We start from the raw sequence: 17,629 nt of genomic DNA, 5'->3' as shown, positions 1-17,629 counted from the left end.
TAATCATAAGAAATGATAACGATTCAGAATGTCGTGGAGCTCATCGCGTGAGCAGAACATCATCAGGTCGATGATGCTCAGGTCGGGAACGAAAGAGCAAGCCCCCCAGCCCCCTAAAGGGGGAGCTTCTAAGCGCGCAGCCACTCCCCCTTCAGGGGGCCGGGGGGCTTGCTCTTTGCCTTGCCTATACCATATGTCCTCGTCGCGCCGCAGGAACTGGAGGTTGATGCCCATCTCGCGGAAAGCATCCTTGTCGTAATAGCCCATTCCGGCACCTGAGGGATTGATATAGTCGGTAATGCCGAAATGCTCGCACGTGCGACTGATAATCTCGGGTGCTCTGTACTCCCAGCGGTCTGACACCTCCGAGAGCATACGGAACTCCGTCGTGATGCCGAGATAGTCAGCCACGGTCCGCAAGCCGCTGACGAGATAGCGCGTCAGGTCGGGTTCTTCGTCCAGCAATATAGGCTTGATGACTTCCATCGCTTCGTTGTAGTGTGGTGCTTTGCCATAGTAGAACTTCAGCACCCGACAGAGGTATTCTGCCTGTTTGCGGCTGACCACCCGTTTCGTCTCGCTGATGAGGTGGTTGCAGGAGGCGTGGCTTACTTCAATGCCGAAGTACTGAGGCTGGCCACCCTCGCCCAAGATGCGGTTGCGGTTAATCCAGCCATGCTTGATATAGTGAACACTGTCGCCAACCACAAACAAGTCGGCAGCATGGATGAGCTGCCAATAGCCGATGTAAGGGAAGAAGTACGGCTGCATGATGGCGATGTAGGGACCAGCCCCCCGACCCCCTGAAGGGGGAGTGGCTGCGCTCTTAGAAGCTCCCCCTTCAGGGGGCTGGGGGGCTAGCAAGGGGGCTTGATTCTCTTTCATAATATGTAACATTATTATTATTTAAATGCACTTGGATAATCACGGAGCAGGGAGTTACCATCAGTTCCCTCCACTTCAATGAGGCCAAGAATGGTGTTGATGTTTGATTGAAGTTCCTGCCGGCTGTTGGCTCGCACAAAGATGCGACACAGCACTTGCAGGAAGAGGCCGGAGTGCTGCATGGTGTCGCCCTCATGGTAATATTGGTACAGACTATAGACAAAGGGCAATTGTCTCACTGCGTCTATTCCCTTGATGCGGGTGATATGACCATTCTTCAGGCCGATGCAGACAGTGGCATACCGACTGTGAAGAGGCTCTGAAAGTGCTGAGAAGTCGTCGCCAAACTGCCCCGTCAGCGCATGTTGCATATAGCAGGCAACAAGGTCGATACCCTTGTCCTCGTGAACCACACGAAAGTCCATGCCTCCGCTCAGGCGGAAAGCATTGTCCATGATATAAGGCACGCCGTCACTGATGATACCCTGGAACATACAGGAACCATTGTCGATGCCAAGGTCGTCGAACAATCGCGACATGGGTTCATAAAGCCTCTTGATGATGTCAGCCTCAGGCGAAGGGTAAAGGTCTAAGAACGGCTGTTGGGGAGAGGTGCCGATGGCATCGTAGAACACACGTCCCTTGGTATAGGGAAAAAACGACTTCCCGTTTTGCCGCCATATCTCAAACTGGAAATAAGGGCCCTCTATGAACTTCTCGCAGAGGTATTCGCCCACGGTAGAGTGCCGGACGGCTTTGGCGATGGCCTCTTCCATCTCTGTCCGGCTATGGCAGACAGTAATGCCGAATGAGCCGCCATTGTCCACAGGCTTCACGATGACGGGGAAGGGAATGTCTTTGTCCTCTAAGCGGAAGGCTGGTATGGCAGGCATGCCGTAGCGAAGACATGCCTCCTTGAAATGCTGCTTGTTCATCAGCACATCCCACTGTCCAGGCGTGGCATAATAGTGAAATCCCGTCTTGCCGATGAATCCAACCGTCTTTCGGATAACCATCTCGCCGGAACATGACAACAGACCATCGATGTGTTTCTCCTTGAAGAAGGGCAGCATTGTAGCCTCTTCTGTGCAGTCCAGGTAATACTGTTCATCGGTAACCTGATGGATCGGAGCCTCCGGCACGTTGCCTACAGAAATCAAGACAATGCCGTGTCGGTGAGCAAAATCAGTGACTTCGTCCACCACATTATTGGCACCGAATACAGCAAGCCGTTTACCTTTTAGTTCATCACTCTTCATTACAATATATCGTATTCGTTAAGAATTTGCTGTATTTCCTCTTTCGATTTGCATATTGTTTTATATATCCCCAATAAGTATCTTTGTAAACTTGATGGCTCCAACATCCGACAAATGGTTGCAGTCATAGAAGTCATCAGCGTCAAAGCGCGGGTCTTTCAGGTAATCCAGATATGTCAGATGGTATTCCTGTTGGAATTTGTGTGTCAGCTCATACATTTTTGCTAGTTGTTTGCTATCACATTTTTTATTATATGAAGTCCAGCAGGGAGGGGTAACAAGAATCAGTTCGATGTTCCAGCTTTGGCAGAATTCTGCTATCTCTTTCAGTAGGTTGTAGTTCGGCTCTATATAATCCCAGTTTCCGGCAGTGTTCATTTTGACGGCAGTCTCAACTTCAGTCTCATCATCCCATTTCCCCATATTCTTCTCCGACAGTTTGTATATGTTGCCCCATCCAAACTTGTCACAGCCAAGAGAACTGTCGCCAGAAAAGTATTTTTCCAATTTCCCTAATGCCGTCCGCCTATCAGACAATTCCAGATTGTTGAGCGACCAATCGGAATACAGGTCACAATCCATGTAAATTTTATAATATCTGCAACGATACGATTCTACACCTTGTTCCAATCCAGGCGTAAACCAAGTATATAGAGATATGGGGATGATGACCGTTTTTAACTGTTTATATCTGTCAGCCCAATATTTCAGCAAGAAGAGGTTCTGCTTGTTTCCTTGACTGACATTGGCTAGATTAAACACTTTGCCTTCAAACAATTCTGGTCGAACGCCATAAAATGTTTGTGAGCTGCCCAAGACCAGGATTTCAACGTCTTCTGCATGTTTTTGCATCCACTCATATTTGTATTTGTATGGATTGGGGACTTGTCTTGTCAGATACTCTGCGAGAAAAGCACAAATCAGGACAGGCAAGCAAAAAATAGCGCAATATGTGAGGAATTTTTTCATCGCTATTCAGAATTGAAAATATACAAATGTTTGGCTTGAACCGGCGTATTTGAATATGACCAATAGAATGACGTAATATACACTCCAACGGACAAATCTGTATTTGAAAGGCTTTATGTCCGTGAACTGCAATGCGTGTAGTTTGTCTCTTTGCAGCCATTCTACGCTAAGAAGCAACAGGGCGAAGCACAAAGGTTGTTTCCCCTGAAGCATTGTCGCATCAAAAAACTTATTGGTTACCATCGCCGTCAGATAGTCAACTGCCTGCCCCATGTTTTCGGCACGGAAGACGATCATGCTCATGGCAAAAAGGAGGAATGTCAATACCATTTGCAATGTTTCTTTGATGCTTGGCAGATAACGGTTGTATGCCACTATATTCTTATATTTGGTATTGATGCCTAACAGTGTGTAGATAACAAGCAGAGTGGCATGGATAAGTCCCCAGCAGACAAAGGTCCAGTTGGCGCCATGCCACAGGCCGCTGATGCCCCAGACGATATATACGTTACGGACGGTTTTCCATTGGCTGCACCGGCTGCCACCGAGAGGGAAGAAAACGTAGTCACGAAACCATGTGGTCAGCGAAATATGCCAATGTCGCCAGAATTCAGGCACGCTTTGCGAGAAGAAGGGGATGTTGAAGTTGCGCATCAGATTGAAGCCGAACAACCGCGCACAACCGATGGCAATGTCCGAATAGCCAGAAAAGTCGCAGTAGACCTGAATTGTAAACAGAATGCCAAGAAGGAGAAGCGTTATTCCTGGAAGTTCTGAATATTGCGGATAATAGTCGTTGACTACTGTTGCGCAATTATCGGCAACGACCATTTTCTTCAGGAATCCCCAAAGCATCTGCCTCATGCCATCCACGGCCTTGGCATAGTCGAAGTGGCGTTGCCGCTGAAACTGGGGCAGCAGATTCGTTGCCCGTTCAATAGGTCCTGCCACCAACTGCGGGAAGAAACTGATATAAGCAAAGAACTCTACTATGTCATGGGTAGCCGGCAACTTTTTCTTATAGACATCAATCGTATAACTAAGTGCTTGAAAGGTATAGAAACTGATGCCGACGGGCAGAATGATGTTCATCGTCACCCCGTCTAAATGCCATCCTATAGTTCTGAATAGCGCATCCAGGTTCTCAACGAAAAAGTTGTAGTACTTGAAAACGCCGAGAATGCCGAGGTTTAGCACGATGTTTAGTGCGCTTATCAACTGTTGTTTCCGTCGTTGACCCTCATAGTGCTCCAAAAACCTGCCACTTCCATAGCTACAAAGCGAAGTAAAGGCTATCAGCAGTAGGAAACGCCAGTCCCACCAACCATAAAATACGTAGCTCGCAACGACTACCAATAGGTTTTGCCATCGTCGTCCACGAAAAACGAACCAATAGAGCAGGAATACTATAGGCAGGAAAATAAGAAACTCAAGAGAATTGAAAAGCATAATGCGTTTCTTTATTGTCTTTTACTTTTTGGGATTTTTCACTACACTCACAACTCTTTCAATATCCTCCTCACTCAGTGCGTGGTGCATGGGCAGACAGATGACCTCGTCGGCAATCCTTGTAGCCACGGGCAGGTTAGCAGGGGCTGCGGATGGCAGATTGCGGTATGTGTTGAAGGTGCTGATGAGCGGATAGAAGTACCGTCTGCCGAAGATGCCCCGCTCTTGCAACTTGAAGTAGAGCTCGTCGCGTGTCATGCCATATTCCTTGGCACTGACGAAGATGGGAAAATAGCTGTAGTTGTGGCGGACACCAGGCATATCTTCAAAGAAACGGATGCCGGGAACACCTCGAAGTGCCTCACGGTAACGCAGTGCCACCTTGCGGCGGGCTTCGATGGCGCCATCCACCTGCTTCAGGTTAAGCAGCCCGTAGGCTGCTCGCACTTCGTCCATCTTGCTGTTGATGCCAGGAGCCACCACCTCTGTCTCTCCTGCAAACCCGAAGTTTTTCAGATGGTCGATGTGCTTCTTGGTTTCCTCATCATGCACCACGAGAGCCCCGCCCTCCAGCGTGTTATACACCTTGGTGGCATGAAAAGATAGGGTACTCATATCGCCAAAGGACAAAACAGAGCAAGCCCCCCGACCGGCCCCCCCGCCCCCTAAAGGGGGAGTGGCTGCGCCGTACGTAGCTCCCCCTTTAGGGGGTGGGGGGGCTTGGGGAGCTTGGAGAGCTGAACGAATTTGTTTTATAGTGTCGTCAAGATGATGAAGGACTTGTTCGTTTGTAAAACGGATAACCTTATAGCCCTCATTATTTAAATACTCGGTTCGTATAGCGTCGTCCTCACAAACAGGAGGTAAGCTATGATGATGACCATCCAACTCTATGACAAGCCCCTTGTCTATACAAGCAAAATCAGCTATATACTGACCTATTATATGTTGCCTGCGGAACTTCACTCCGTCAAGGCCTTTCCCACTAAGAATGTTCCATAGTAGCTCCTCGGCATCGGTAGGATGATTCCGATTCTCTTTTGCATAATCTTTCAATTTCCCATAATAGACAGGATCTGCAGAATGTTGAACTCGCCCAGTAGCAGCCCCCCAGCCCCCTAAAGGGGGAGTGGCTGCGCCGTCCATAGCACCCCCTTTAGGGGGCTGGGGGGCTACTTCCACCCCAAAGGCATGTGCAGCATCATAGATGACCTTCAGGCCGTATTGGTCAGCAATCTCTTGTATGCGCTTCATCTTCACCGGATGGCCATAGCAATGCACTGGCAAAATGGCTGTGGTGCGAGGGGTGATGGCGGCTTCAATCTTTTCTGGGTCGATGCCGCATGTATCTTCCTCAATATCCACAAACACCGGCGTACAGCCGTTCCACCAGATGGCGTGGGTGGTGGCCACGAAACTGTAGGGCGTGGTGATGACTTCACCCTTGATGTGTAGAGCCTGAAGGGCCGTCAGGAGCGGCAGGGTTCCGTTGGTGAACAAGCTGATATAGGGCACTTTCAGGTACTCGGCAAGGGCGCGTTCCAACTGACGGTGGAACTGTCCCATGTTCGTCACCCACTTGCTCGCCCAAATCTCTTTCAGCAGTCCGTGAAACTCTTCGAGGTCGGGCAGCAACGGTGAGGTAACAGTAATTTTATTTACAGCGGTAGCAAATTGGCTTTCCCCTTCGGGCCGCCGAGCTAAACCTTCTTCATTCTTCATTCTTCACTCTTCATTCTTTATTCTCAGAAAGGCGGTTGGTATATATGCGGTTGAAATGAGTCCGACATCAGTCAAAGAGATAACCACCCGCTGCTGGCCCGACACACGAGCCACCCTCCCCTCGACTCCCTTGAACATGCCGTCGATGACCTCGACCGTCTCGCCGCCCTTGAAATGGCACTGCGATTCGGTGACAAACTTCAGATGCTCACTCTGGTTGCAGGTGGCAATGATGAAGTTCTCCATCTCCTTGTGGGAAACAGTCAACGGAGGATTCTTCTGGTCATCGTCCAACTCAAAGTGATTGTAGTAATAGGTGAGATAAGATAGAGCGGGAGTGTCCTTTACATATTCCTTGGCTTTGTCTTCTGTGGTATATACGAAAAGAAGGTTCGGGATTAAAGTCTCCAAAACCTTCTTTTGTTTACCATTTACCAACTTGTGAGTGTAACGCTTAGCGATATAGACAAATGTGCCGTCGGCTACGATATAGTCCGATGCTCTATCTTCTCTGCCGTAAGAGGCGCGGAACACATACCAGCGCTTGTCTGGTGCAGGCACATATTTCACCGACGCCCCTGTTTGTGAGCTTTTGGCTTCGGGGATGGTATCAGGGGCAAGCCTGACACTCGGAGGATTTGCCTGGCCTCGTCCAGTTTCCACATTAGACAATGTGCTCAAATCGAACGTTTTTTGCGTTAGCTCGATGCTTGACACAAAAAGCGTCGTAAACGCCTTTCTATGTCATTCCCCGCTTCCCACCTCTGGCGGAATCGCCTTGCGGCTTTTCCGATGCAGCCCGCCTCGTTCGACTCCGTCCGAAGACTTCGCCTCTCTCAGCACGGCGTGAGCTGTTTTGTTTTCAAATAGTCGCTTAAAACGACAATTATCCAACAGAGAATGCGGAAAATCGTTGTAAAAGTAGCAAAAAAAGTCAAACAAAAGCAAAATAAAAGCAAAAAACTTTCTGTTTCCGTCGGTTTTTATAAATTATTTGTTCTTTTTTTGCGCAAATAGTTGTCAAAAGTGACGATTCCTTTTGTTTCCAATCCAGAGTCTTGGAGCGTTATTTCTGAAGTATAGGAGTAGTGGTTTTAGAGTCTGAAAGTTGCAGTTTTGAAGTCTAAAACCCAAGCAATCATTTCTGTTCCAGCCCCTGGAAAGCCTGTTTTCAGCCCCTGGACCGACCGCATCCAAGGGCTGAAACGACCACATCCAGCCCCTGGATTTGACCTTTTCAGGGGCTGGATGCGGAGTAAAACTTACCGAATGACATCATCAAACCAAAGGTATTGCATCGTCATACCGCCACTTTTCAGGCGTCAAACCACCATTTTTGATGGCATTGTGGTTTTTAAAAGAATTCCTACGAAAAAACTATTGATCTCCGGAAGAACTGCGACCAGGAGCATGTGAAGAGTCTTGCCGAAGCAAAACGAAAAAAGCCAGTCGGACGGACTGGCTTCTGAGAGTTGCGGAGGCAGGACTCGAACATGCGACCTCCAGGTTATGAGCCTGGCGAGCTACCAACTGCTCCACTCCGCGATGTGATTTCTATGCTTTGATGAGGGGTATCCCTCATTTGCGGCTGCAAAGGTACGACTATTTTTTGTAATAGCCAAATTTTTCTGTATCTTTTTTCATTTTTGGCATCTTTTCCGCCTAAAAGCTTGGCTGTTTAAAATAAAAGCCGTACTTTTGCACATACTAAATTAGTGTGCAATGTCAATATCCAAAACCCGACAATTACTAGTTGACGTAGCAAGACAGTTGTTTGCAAAGAATGGTCTTGAGAATACGACAATGAACGATATCGCCCAAGCTTCTGGCAAAGGGCGACGTACGCTTTATACCTATTTTAAGTCGAAGGAGGATATTTACTATGCCGTCATCGAAACAGAGCTGGAACGATTGAGTGACAAGCTCGATGAGGTGGCTGCACGCAAGATTAGTCCGCAAGAAAAGGTCATTGAACTGATTTATACCCATCTGAGCATGATTCGCGAGACGGTGGTACGCAATGGAAACCTGCGTGCCGAGTTCTTTCGTAATATATGGATGGTGGAGAAGGTGCGCCGTCATTTCGACGATGCCGAGGTGGAACTGTTTCGCAAGGTGTTTGCCGAGGGTAAGGAAGATGGCGAGTTCGACATAGACAATGTTGACCTGGTGGCCGATATTACCCACTATTGTATCAAAGGCCTGGAAGTACCTTATATATATGGTCGTCTGGCTCGAGGCATGACCGAGGAGGCGACGAAGCCGCAGGTGGCCAAGTTCGTGTATGGTGCATTGGGAAAGAAGAGTAAGAATTAGTAATCTAAATAATTAAAAACGAAAAATGGGATTGTTAGAAGGTAAGACTGCACTGATCACTGGTGCAGCACGCGGTATCGGTAAAGCTATCGCACTGAAGTTCGCCGCTGAAGGCGCAAACATTGCATTCACCGACCTGCAAGTCAACGAAGAGACCGAGCAGGAGATTGCAGCTCTGGGCGTAAAGGCAAAGAGCTATGCTTCGAACGCAGCAGACTTTGCTCAGACAGAGGAAGTGGTGAAGGCTGTCAAGGAGGAATTTGGTTCTATAGATATTCTGGTGAACAATGCAGGTATCACGAAAGACGGACTGATGCTGCGCATGACAGAGCAGCAGTGGGATGCTGTGATTGCCGTCAACCTGAAGTCGGCATTCAACTTCATCCATGCTTGTGTGCCCGTGATGATGCGTCAGCGTGGTGGTTCGATCATCAACATGGCATCGGTTGTCGGTGTTCATGGCAATGCTGGTCAGGCCAACTATGCCGCCTCAAAGGCTGGACTGATTGCACTGGCCAAGTCTATCGGTCAGGAGATGGGTCCCAAGGGTATCCGTGCTAATGCCATTGCTCCTGGTTTCATCGACACCGCAATGACTCAGGCTCTGCCCGAAGAGGTGCGCAAGGAGTGGTGCAACAAGATTCCTTTGCGTCGTGGCGGTACTGTTGAGGATATCGCTAACTGTGCTACCTTCCTGGCTTCAGACATGTCAAGCTATATCAGCGGACAGGTCATCCAGGTTGATGGCGGTATGAATATGTAAGTCAGAAAGAATCCTACGCCAACCCCTCCACCAAGGAGGGGCTTTTTGATTAAAAGAACTATGGAAGTAGTTTACGAGGACAACCATGTTATCATAGTAAACAAGCAGAGTGGGGAGATCGTGCAGGGCGATAAGACTGGCGACCGTCCGCTTTCGGATATAGTGAAAGACTATATCAAAGAGAAATACCAGAAGCCTGGCGAGGTGTTTCTCGGAGTGGTTCACAGGTTGGACCGACCGGTGAGCGGACTCGTGGTCTTTGCCCGAACGTCGAAGGCGCTGACACGTCTGAACAAGATGTTTGCCGAGGGACAGGTGCACAAGACCTATTGGGCACTGGTGCAGGGCTGTCCTGAAAAAGAAGAAGACATGCTGACGCATTGGCTGACGCGCAACGAGCAGCAGAACAAAAGCTATGCATACCAGCGCGAGGTGCCTCGCTCGAAGAAGGCACAGCTGGAGTATCGGGTGCTGAGTCGTGGCGACAACTACTCGCTGGTGGAGGTGCAACTGATGACGGGACGGCACCATCAGATACGCTGTCAGCTGTCGGCCATAGGCTGTCCTATCAAGGGAGACTTGAAATACGGTGCCAAACGTAGCAATGCGGATGGCAGTATCTCGTTGCAGTCGCACAGGGTGGAGTTTGTGCATCCTGTGTCGAAACAGCTCATCAGTGTAGAGGCACCACTGCCGTCAGATCCCCTTTGGAAGAAGTTTTAAAATGAGAGCTTGTCGTTGACGATATCCATTATTTCTGTCTCATGAAGGTCGGAACGGCTGATGAGATCCTGAGCTTCGGCGATGAGTGCCTTGGCTGTTGTGCGATCTTTCAGTTGAGCAGCATTTATTTTCACCTTCAGTCCAGCACCAATGACTGCAGCACGGGCTGCCAGTGCTCCAATACCTGCATCGCTGGCATTGGCAGGATTGCCTTCTTTGGCCATTGCCTTGCAGATGATAAATGCTTGCATGGCGGCTTTCATGATGCGTAGTGGCACTTGGGTGGCATATAGGGTGGCCTCCTGAATGGCTTCTGCCCGTATGGCTTTCTCTTGTTCGCTAAAATGGGGCAAGCCAATGGCAGTCCTTAGTCTGTCATAGGCGGTGGCATCCTCGTCTGTCAGTTGGAGCAGTTTTCTCGTCAGTTCTTGTCCCATGGCTGCCCAATCTGAGAATTCTTGCCACCGTTCGTCCCACCCAATCTTGGCAGAGGATAGGTTGGCAACCATGGTTCCTAAGGCTGCAGCCAGCGTGCCCATGTAGGCGGCAATGGTTCCGCCGCCAGGAGTGGGCTTCTCGCGAGTGATTTCTTCGGTGAATGCTTTCACGGGCATGTTGACAAGTCTGCAAGTTGCATGGTCGTTGCCGTTCTTTTCGTCCTCCATGAGGTATTCAATCACCTGCTTGCGCGTGTTGAAAGGCTTCAGTTCGTCGAGTCCCATCGACTTGATGGCAATTTTGATAATGTCATCTTCCGGGACACCAATAGAGCGGTGCTGCTTTTCAAGGAAGTATTTTCCCGCATCAATCAACGTTTTCTTTGAGACAACACCTACAATGTCTGTCCCAGTGACGCGGATGCCACGGCTTTGAGCACAGCGGCAAACCTCGTCGAAGGCGATGTGGAGCGGCGTGACATCCAGATCGGTGATAGTCATTGTTAGTTCGGCAATGCCATGTTCATCGACATAGCTGCCTGTTGCCTCGGTGCATTTCAGCGTACCGGGCTTCATCAAGGGTCGCCCTTGGTCGTCGTAGATGATGGCACCAGTGGGTTGATTACCTTCGCGCATGGGTCTTCCTGATTCAGAAACATCGCCGGCAATGGCATTAGCACTGCGGACAGAGGTTGTGTTGAGATGAAAATTGATGATTGTTTTGCGGTGCTCCGTATCATTGTTGGGCGCGCTCGTAATAATTCTTTCTTCGGTGGTCATGTCAAATATAACGTTATTTCATTTGTTTTAGGTAGCATTCATCTGCAAAGATACACATTTTTTTCTTCTTAACAAATTTTTAACTAAAAAATAAGTCCGATTGACAGTTTTGTTCCTGTCAATCGGACTTGTCTATAGCATCTTCTTGCAAATTGTTCTCTTTTGAACGTTTGCGGGCATTTTTTAGGTTTCCTGTTGATGGGCTGTAACCACCGAAACCGACAATGCCTACTTTATGCAACGCATCACTTTCTGATAGTAGCGGTTTGTCGCTTTTTTGCTGTAGCGGGGACCGCCATTCCACGAACGTATAGCCTTTTCGACGTTGTTCGACTTGTTGTGATACGACTGAATCAGGAGGAACATCTCTTTCGACTTCTTGACATCATAGCGGTCATTCATCGTGTATCGCAAATCACGGCCAAGTTTCTTCAGAATCTTGTTGCATTCCTTCACGCAAATAGGAGTGATCTGCATGGCGCCTACCGAGTTCCCACTCACGGCGCGTGGGTTTCCTCCGCTCTCTACCTGAATGATGGCTTCCATCACTGGTCTCCAATCAAACGGGGCTGAGCTCTCGTTTCTTGTGGCTGCCCCAACACTAAGGGGCATCAGGGTTAGAATCGATAAGCTCAGACTTAATAGCTTCACAAATCTTTTCATATACTCTATTTTAAGGGGCTTTGCCAAGGCCCTCGTTTCTTTGCTTACAGTGCGCATGCCCGTCGCGGGGAACGCTTGTTATCCTGAATCGCGGTGCAAAGTTATGAAGATTCTTCTGAAAAACAATTGAAGAAGAAAAGTTTTGTGTGCGTGCACAAATGATTTATTGATTTATATCAAGTGAGGATTAATCCAGTTCGACGACGGTGATGCCGGCACCTCCAAACTGCACGTGCTCGTCGCGGAAGTGGCTGACATTCGGCACGGTAGCCAAGTATTGACGGATGAGTTGGCGCAGAATACCGCTGCCTGTACCATGTAGAATGCGTACGCTCGACACGCCCATCAGGATGGCGTCGTCGATAAAATAGGTGACGGCATTGATGGCTTCGTCGCCACGCATACCGCGGACGTCGATATCCTGGCGGAAGTTGGTCTTGCGCTCGTCGATGGTGTTGCGTGTCATGCGCGAGGTCTTGATGGTCAGTCCTTCGTGCTTGTTGGCAGCTTGCTCGGCATTGGCTTTAGCTTTGGCCTTTTCTTGTTCCGAAACCGTCTCCAGGCGGTCTGTTCGCATCTTGGTTCGCATGCCGCCAAAGATGACGGTAGCCATTTTGCCATCGATCTTCTCGACATCTCCCAGTGAGGTGAGCCCTTTGATACGCACGGTGCTGCCGACGGTGATGGGAGCCGACGCTGTGGGCGCTTGGGTAGCGTTTGGCGTCTTGAGTGATTGTGCAATGGCATCTGCCGTGGCGTCAGAGAGGGCAGCTTTCTTCTTCTTCTCTTCCTTTCGCTTCTTGCGCTCTTGTATTTGGCGCATCTTGCGTTCTATCATCTCGTCGTTGGCACGTGTGTCGATGTCGGTGACCTGCTGTTTGAAGGACTCCAGTTCCTCGCGGATACGGCGTGTGGCCTCTTTCTCGGCTTGTTGCTCGCGAATCTCGCGGATGGCGTTCTCTATCTTCTTGTTGGTCTGGGCCAGCAGTTCCTCGGCTTGTTCCTTGGCACGGCGCAGAATCTGTTTGCGCTCTTGCTCTATCTCTTCGATGCTTGCCTCCAGTCTCTCGCCTTTCTGCTCCAGTCGTTTCTCGTGCTGATGGATGGTTTGGCGCTTGCCTTCCCAGTAGCGCTTGTCGCGGACAATGTCTTGCAGGTACTTGTCGCTCTGGATATATTCTGTTCCAACAATCTCTGAGGCATCGTTGATCACCTCCTCGGGCAGTCCTGTGTTGCGGGCTATCTCAATGGCAAACGATGAGCCAGGCTGACCGATGCTCAGTTGGAAGAGTGCTTTCATCTGATGACGGTCGTAGAGCATGGCGCCGTTGACCACTCCTTTGTGATCATCGGCAAAGTGCTTCAGGTTCTGATAGTGAGTGGTGATGATGGCAAAGGCATGTCTTTTCCAGAACTGTCGCAACACGGCCTCGGCTATGGCACCGCCAATCAGTGGCTCAGTTCCACCGCCAAACTCGTCGATCAGCAGCAGGGTGTGCTCGTTGCAGTTGCGAATCATCTGTTTCATGTTCATCAGATGGCTGGAGTAGGTTGACAGGTCGTCTTCGATGCTCTGCTCGTCGCCAATGTCTATCATGATGTTCTTGAAGATGCCACAAGCAGAACGCTCGCTCAAAGGGATGCTCAGACCGCACTGCAACATGTACTGTAACAGTCCCACGGTCTTCAGACAAACCGATTTTCCGCCCGCATTCGGACCGGATATGATGAGGATGGAAGCACCTTCGGCGTTTTTCATACTGCCAAGCAGGGTGACATCCAGCGGCACAACCTTCTTGTTTTGCTTCTCTAAAGAGTGAGCCAACAACGGGTGTACGGCTTGGATCCAGTCAATGTGTGGCGTGTCGGCAACGGTTGGCTCGTAGGCTTTCTGTGCTTTAGCTAACTCTGCCTTTGCCCTGATGAGGTCTATCTGGGCAAGAAACTGGTACGAGGCGAGGATGTCTTTCACGTGAGGACGAACCTCGTCAGAGAATACAGTGAGGATGCGTATAATCTCGCGGCGTTCCTCGGCTTCCAGCTCGCGGACTCGGTTGTTGGCCTCCACCACTTCTGTGGGCTCGATAAAGACGGTCTTTCCGGTGGCACTCTCGTCGTGCACGATGCCGCTGATCTTGCGTTTCAGTCCTGGGGCAATAGGTATCATCAGGCGACCGTCGCGTATCGTTGGGGCTGCATCTTTATCTACCAGCCCTTCGCGCTGGGCACTATGCAATATACTATATAAGGTTCGCGAGATGCTGCCTTCGGTCTTGGCCAGCTCGTGGCGGATGCTGGCCAGCGTCATGGTGGCACCATCCTTTACTTTTCCGTATTTATCAATAATGGAATCGATGCGACGAATCATGGCAGGAAATGTCGTGATGCCGGTCGTCAGTCGTTGCAGGGCGGGGTAGGGGTAGGTCGTTGTCTCGCCTTTTTCCTCGCCGTCCTTATTCAAGTATGCTACGATGTTGCAGATGGTCTCCAACGAACGTCGCAGGTCGAAGAGTTCTTGCTCTTCAAAGTGGGTGCCCGACATGCGGATGCGTGTCACAGCCTCACGCACATCGAAGAAATATTGTAGTGGAAAGTCGTCTTTGGTCTCTTGCAGTCGGCGGAACTCGCGAATCTGTTCCAGCCATTCGTTCACCTCATTGGCAGAATCAGAGAAATGTACCTCGTCAACTTTCTCACGTCCCAATGAGCTGAGACAATGGCCGCGCAAGAGCGAACGAATGTCTTCGAACCCAATTTTATGTTCGTAATTATTCGGATAAATCATGGTGCAAAGTTACAAATTTACAGTGATATTGCAAAAAAGTTGCTTAAAAATTTGCAGGAGTGAAAAATTACTCGTACCTTTGCACCCGCTTTGAAGCAGTTCGAGCACTGGAGAGATGGTAGAGTGGTCGATTACAGCGGTCTTGAAAACCGCCGTGCTGAGAGGCACCGGGGGTTCGAATCCCTCTCTCTCCGCAAACAAGAGACGTCAAGCATTACTTGACGTCTTTTTTGTTTGCGTATGCGACCCGGGTTCTCACGTTCTTTCAGTCGCTTTGCTTTGTGAAAGCGCCCCTTTGGGTCGAGCGCGAATCCCTCTCTCTCCGCTTAATCAAAATGAAACCAGCTGATTTTCAGCGGGTTTCATAGTTTCTTAAAAATCTGCTCCCTCTTTCTGCTCCCCCTCAAACATTTAAGATTATTTAAGGGCTAAAAGGGGCAAATCAGCAAATTTCTGTATATCTATGACGATATACTGTTTATAACCTAGATGCTTTATACCTCAAACTTCACCAAAACATACATACCGTTTGCCGTGTACCAGATATCTTTCAAGACGAATAGATCTCCCCCTATCGCATCTGAATTCTTCCTCCACATCTTCTCAAAGTAATCAATGGCTAGAAGTTTTTTATACTTCAAGTCACCAACGAACGGGTACGGAAGATTGTCTTCGCCATTGTCACCAGTAATGATATACGCTTGACCGATGTCAACATAGTTTTGATTGATGTTCTTGTTGTTCCAATCACCACCCATCAGAAAGACTAATAGAACCTCTCCCTGGTTGCCTGTTGTGAGAGCATCGAATCTCACTTTAATATTAGTACGATTTTCGTATTCATCGTTCAAACCTTTCGCTATGTCGCCATTTCCCTCAATCATGTCAAGACTGATAGCACATAGTCCTCCATAAATTAGAATGTCTCTAGTCATGCGTTAATTAATAGTGTTACCCCGTATTTGTCACGCAGCAGACTTCGTAGGCCATTATAAGCATCTATCCTAGGACGATGACGTGGTACAATGGTCAGTAGTTCTTGCAGCGTGGTTTCTATGCAGAGTCCGTTTCTCAATTCGCCCCACTTTTTAGTAATGGCTATTATGTCTGGCTCATAATTACCCAATCTGCTCGCTTTGGCGGTAACGACAGGTGCAAGCTTTGTGTCCTGCCGCTCTGTCTGGCCTCTAACAGATCCAAACAAAGACATTAAGCTCCTTATCAACATATCAATAGTAAGGGGTTGAATGGCGATGAACCGCGTTTTAGCGATTTGGAATTTTGGCTGTTGTAAAAATGTTAAAGGCTGTTATTGGGTAGGGGGGCAGAATTATACAAAAAGCCATCCTCAGAAGTGAAGATGGCCGTGACAACATTTATACTTAGAGCTATTCTTTTTTTAATATAAAATTTCTTGTAATATTTTTCATCTCGCCAGTCGAAGTATCAATAACGTACTCTTCGTTATTCATTATCAATTTTCCATCTTTATATTCGTATTTTAACTCTTCTTTTGATCCTTCGTATTCAATTTCATCACTTAATTTTCTCAATTTGAAAGAGTATTTCTCAGGCATGGTTAATCTCAAATGTTGTCTGCCCAAACAATTGGCATCACTAAAATCTACGGTAACAACAACTGATGCTTTATCTGCATTTTTCACTGTGGCATATTTTGAATCATATTCAATCAGTGGTATCTGGCCAGTATAACCTTCCCCTTTGAGGTACTTTTCATAGAAATCTGAAAATTCTTCTGCAGCTTTCATATCATTTACAGGAAGTTTCGAATACAAATCCTGAACTTTTGAATCAATTTCTTCTAAGGTTTTACAATATTCTATTTGCCGTTTTTCGATATACAAAGTTTTTTTTCCATTGGATTTAACACGATAAACCCAGTTGCCATTTTCGTCATATTTGTAATCATTATAAATTACTTCTCCAGTTTTTTTATATACGTCCGATTTATCTTTAGATACTAAGGTGTTTATTTGAATAATATCACCATTGTCATTGTAAACGTATTCCTTCTTTTCGCGAGTGTTTTTCTTCTGTGGTATATATGATGCTAATTGTCCTTTGCTGTTATAATCGTATTTTCCTGCATCAGCTATTTCTATAGTTTTATCATAAGAATAAACATTATTAAATTGTCTGTTATTATCTAATTCAATTAACTGTCCATTTGGATCATAAGTTTCCTTAAAGTCCATATATGATTCTCCATTCCCATGATATAATTTACATTCGTATGTGCCATTACCTATAAGTTTTGCTCTCTTGCTAAAACTGAGTCGGTATTTCGAAGTCGGCATAGATCTCCAAAATATATCATGTCTTACTACAATATTGTTATTATAAGCAATCTCTCTCTTTACGAAATATTTCTCCCTCAAAAAATGATTGTTAATCAATTCGTTTATAGAACTCAGTTCTTTAATATTTTTGTCAGATGATAACATAGAAATGTTTGCGACACTGTTTTCGCCATCTGTTGTATACTTTACAAGTCCGTATGCTCTTCCCATACTTCTAGTATCATAATTATATAGGACAGCCCGCCCGTAATTATCAAAGATTGTAACTGTTAAGTCCAGAAGTTTACCCTCTGTAGGATTACCAAAATTTTCTGAATAATCATACTTCGAGGTCATTACAGAAAACACATTTCCTTTCAAGTTTTCTTTTTGTACCGTTGTCGGCTCTTGACAAAATGCGAAACTAGATGTTAGCGTAGCTACTAATGAAACAATTATTCTTTTCATATTCAGTGTATTTTTAAAATTGCAATTAATATTCTTATTCGTATTCTCTCTTTGACTACATACTTGCTCATAGAGTATTTATGTTCCATTCCTAGCCAATATAGAAATTC

The 17,629-nt window shown here is 47.5% G+C and carries 12 protein-coding genes, 2 tRNA genes and 4 pseudogenes; 4 read left to right on the top strand and 14 right to left on the bottom strand.

Annotation, left to right across the window (positions count from 1 at the left end; translation table 11 throughout):
- Nucleotides 1-3: 3 nt before the first annotated feature.
- The 9 genes and pseudogenes from L6472_RS11485 to L6472_RS11445 form a co-directional block, all read right to left on the bottom strand.
- On the bottom strand, nt 4-885 hold the full coding sequence (locus tag L6472_RS11485) for a WbqC family protein (protein ID WP_237805215.1): 882 nt from the start codon (nt 883-885) through the stop codon (nt 4-6).
- 17 nt (nt 886-902) lie between these two features.
- On the bottom strand, nt 903-2,144 hold the full coding sequence (locus L6472_RS11480) for a hypothetical protein (RefSeq protein WP_237805212.1): 1,242 nt from the start codon (nt 2,142-2,144) through the stop codon (nt 903-905).
- A gap of 60 nt (nt 2,145-2,204) precedes the next feature.
- Nucleotides 2,205-3,113: a hypothetical protein gene (locus L6472_RS11475; protein WP_237805211.1), complete on the bottom strand. Its 909-nt coding sequence runs from the start codon at nt 3,111-3,113 to the stop codon at nt 2,205-2,207.
- 6 nt (nt 3,114-3,119) lie between these two features.
- Nucleotides 3,120-4,562, bottom strand: a complete 1,443-nt coding sequence (locus L6472_RS11470) for an MBOAT family protein (RefSeq protein ID WP_237805209.1) — start codon at nt 4,560-4,562, stop codon at nt 3,120-3,122.
- A gap of 21 nt (nt 4,563-4,583) precedes the next feature.
- Nucleotides 4,584-5,198: pseudogene (locus L6472_RS11465) on the bottom strand (DegT/DnrJ/EryC1/StrS family aminotransferase); the annotation flags it as partial.
- A 108-nt stretch (nt 5,199-5,306) separates the two neighbouring features.
- Nucleotides 5,307-5,708 (bottom strand): annotated as a pseudogene (locus L6472_RS11460) (endonuclease domain-containing protein); the annotation flags it as partial.
- Nucleotides 5,709-5,735: 27 nt separating this feature from the next.
- Nucleotides 5,736-6,215, bottom strand: a pseudogene (locus L6472_RS11455) (DegT/DnrJ/EryC1/StrS family aminotransferase); the annotation flags it as partial.
- 72 nt (nt 6,216-6,287) lie between these two features.
- Nucleotides 6,288-6,965 (bottom strand): UpxY family transcription antiterminator, encoded by a 678-nt coding sequence (locus L6472_RS11450; RefSeq protein ID WP_237805207.1) that lies wholly within the window; start codon nt 6,963-6,965, stop codon nt 6,288-6,290.
- 791 nt (nt 6,966-7,756) lie between these two features.
- Nucleotides 7,757-7,829: transfer RNA gene (locus tag L6472_RS11445), tRNA-Met, on the bottom strand.
- Nucleotides 7,830-8,006: 177 nt separating this feature from the next.
- Here L6472_RS11445 and L6472_RS11440 point away from each other — a divergent pair.
- From L6472_RS11440 to L6472_RS11430, 3 genes are read left to right on the top strand one after another with little or no spacing between them, the layout of a single operon-like run.
- Nucleotides 8,007-8,600 carry a TetR/AcrR family transcriptional regulator gene (locus tag L6472_RS11440; RefSeq protein ID WP_237805205.1) on the top strand — a complete coding sequence of 198 codons (594 nt, stop codon included), beginning with the start codon at nt 8,007-8,009 and terminating at the stop codon, nt 8,598-8,600.
- Nucleotides 8,601-8,625: 25 nt separating this feature from the next.
- Nucleotides 8,626-9,363, top strand: coding sequence for a 3-oxoacyl-[acyl-carrier-protein] reductase (gene fabG / locus L6472_RS11435; RefSeq protein ID WP_237805203.1), 738 nt, complete (start codon nt 8,626-8,628; stop codon nt 9,361-9,363).
- Between the two features lie 60 nt (nt 9,364-9,423).
- On the top strand, nt 9,424-10,086 hold the full coding sequence (locus L6472_RS11430) for an RluA family pseudouridine synthase (protein WP_237805201.1): 663 nt from the start codon (nt 9,424-9,426) through the stop codon (nt 10,084-10,086).
- Here the strand turns inward: L6472_RS11430 and L6472_RS11425 are convergent.
- The 3 genes and pseudogenes from L6472_RS11425 to L6472_RS11415 form a co-directional block, all read right to left on the bottom strand.
- Nucleotides 10,083-11,234, bottom strand: a pseudogene (locus L6472_RS11425) (cyclodeaminase/cyclohydrolase family protein); the annotation flags it as partial. The gene L6472_RS11430 and the pseudogene L6472_RS11425 sit on opposite strands and share 4 nt — an antisense overlap.
- A gap of 297 nt (nt 11,235-11,531) precedes the next feature.
- Entirely contained in the window at nt 11,532-11,966 is a 435-nt protein-coding gene (locus tag L6472_RS11420) for a transglycosylase SLT domain-containing protein (protein ID WP_237805199.1), read from the bottom strand.
- Between the two features lie 187 nt (nt 11,967-12,153).
- Nucleotides 12,154-14,751, bottom strand: coding sequence for an endonuclease MutS2 (locus L6472_RS11415; protein WP_237805197.1), 2,598 nt, complete (start codon nt 14,749-14,751; stop codon nt 12,154-12,156).
- 109 nt (nt 14,752-14,860) lie between these two features.
- Between L6472_RS11415 and L6472_RS11410 the strand changes: the two genes are divergently transcribed.
- Nucleotides 14,861-14,945, top strand: a tRNA-Ser gene (locus L6472_RS11410).
- 300 nt (nt 14,946-15,245) lie between these two features.
- Here L6472_RS11410 and L6472_RS11405 read toward each other — a convergent pair.
- Both L6472_RS11405 and L6472_RS11400 read right to left on the bottom strand, forming a co-directional pair.
- Nucleotides 15,246-15,686 carry a hypothetical protein gene (locus tag L6472_RS11405; RefSeq protein ID WP_237805195.1) on the bottom strand — a complete coding sequence of 147 codons (441 nt, stop codon included), beginning with the start codon at nt 15,684-15,686 and terminating at the stop codon, nt 15,246-15,248.
- Nucleotides 15,687-16,139: 453 nt separating this feature from the next.
- The gene (locus L6472_RS11400) at nt 16,140-17,519 is read right to left on the bottom strand and encodes a hypothetical protein (protein ID WP_237805193.1); all 1,380 of its coding nucleotides are present in this window, start codon (nt 17,517-17,519) and stop codon (nt 16,140-16,142) included.
- Nucleotides 17,520-17,629: the final 110 nt, after the last annotated feature.

The sequence above is a fragment of the Prevotella sp. E13-17 genome, from assembly GCF_022024035.1.
Lineage (GTDB): Bacteria > Bacteroidota > Bacteroidia > Bacteroidales > Bacteroidaceae > Prevotella.
This window is presented reverse-complemented; position numbering and strand designations above follow the sequence as displayed.

Bases quoted from the DNA above. Each gene is read 5' to 3' on its own strand.
- L6472_RS11420 (WP_237805199.1), bottom strand. From the start codon at position 11,966: ATGAAAAGATTTGTGAAGCTATTAAGTCTGAGCTTATCGATTCTAACC.
- L6472_RS11470 (WP_237805209.1), bottom strand. From the start codon at position 4,562: ATGCTTTTCAATTCTCTTGAGTTTCTTATTTTCCTGCCTATAGTATTC.
- L6472_RS11480 (WP_237805212.1), bottom strand. From the start codon at position 2,144: ATGAAGAGTGATGAACTAAAAGGTAAACGGCTTGCTGTATTCGGTGCC.
- L6472_RS11400 (WP_237805193.1), bottom strand. From the start codon at position 17,519: ATGAAAAGAATAATTGTTTCATTAGTAGCTACGCTAACATCTAGTTTC.
- L6472_RS11485 (WP_237805215.1), bottom strand. From the start codon at position 885: ATGAAAGAGAATCAAGCCCCCTTGCTAGCCCCCCAGCCCCCTGAAGGG.
- L6472_RS11415 (WP_237805197.1), bottom strand. From the start codon at position 14,751: ATGATTTATCCGAATAATTACGAACATAAAATTGGGTTCGAAGACATT.
- L6472_RS11405 (WP_237805195.1), bottom strand. From the start codon at position 15,686: ATGACTAGAGACATTCTAATTTATGGAGGACTATGTGCTATCAGTCTT.
- fabG (WP_237805203.1), top strand. From the start codon at position 8,626: ATGGGATTGTTAGAAGGTAAGACTGCACTGATCACTGGTGCAGCACGC.
- L6472_RS11440 (WP_237805205.1), top strand. From the start codon at position 8,007: ATGTCAATATCCAAAACCCGACAATTACTAGTTGACGTAGCAAGACAG.
- L6472_RS11430 (WP_237805201.1), top strand. From the start codon at position 9,424: ATGGAAGTAGTTTACGAGGACAACCATGTTATCATAGTAAACAAGCAG.
- L6472_RS11475 (WP_237805211.1), bottom strand. From the start codon at position 3,113: ATGAAAAAATTCCTCACATATTGCGCTATTTTTTGCTTGCCTGTCCTG.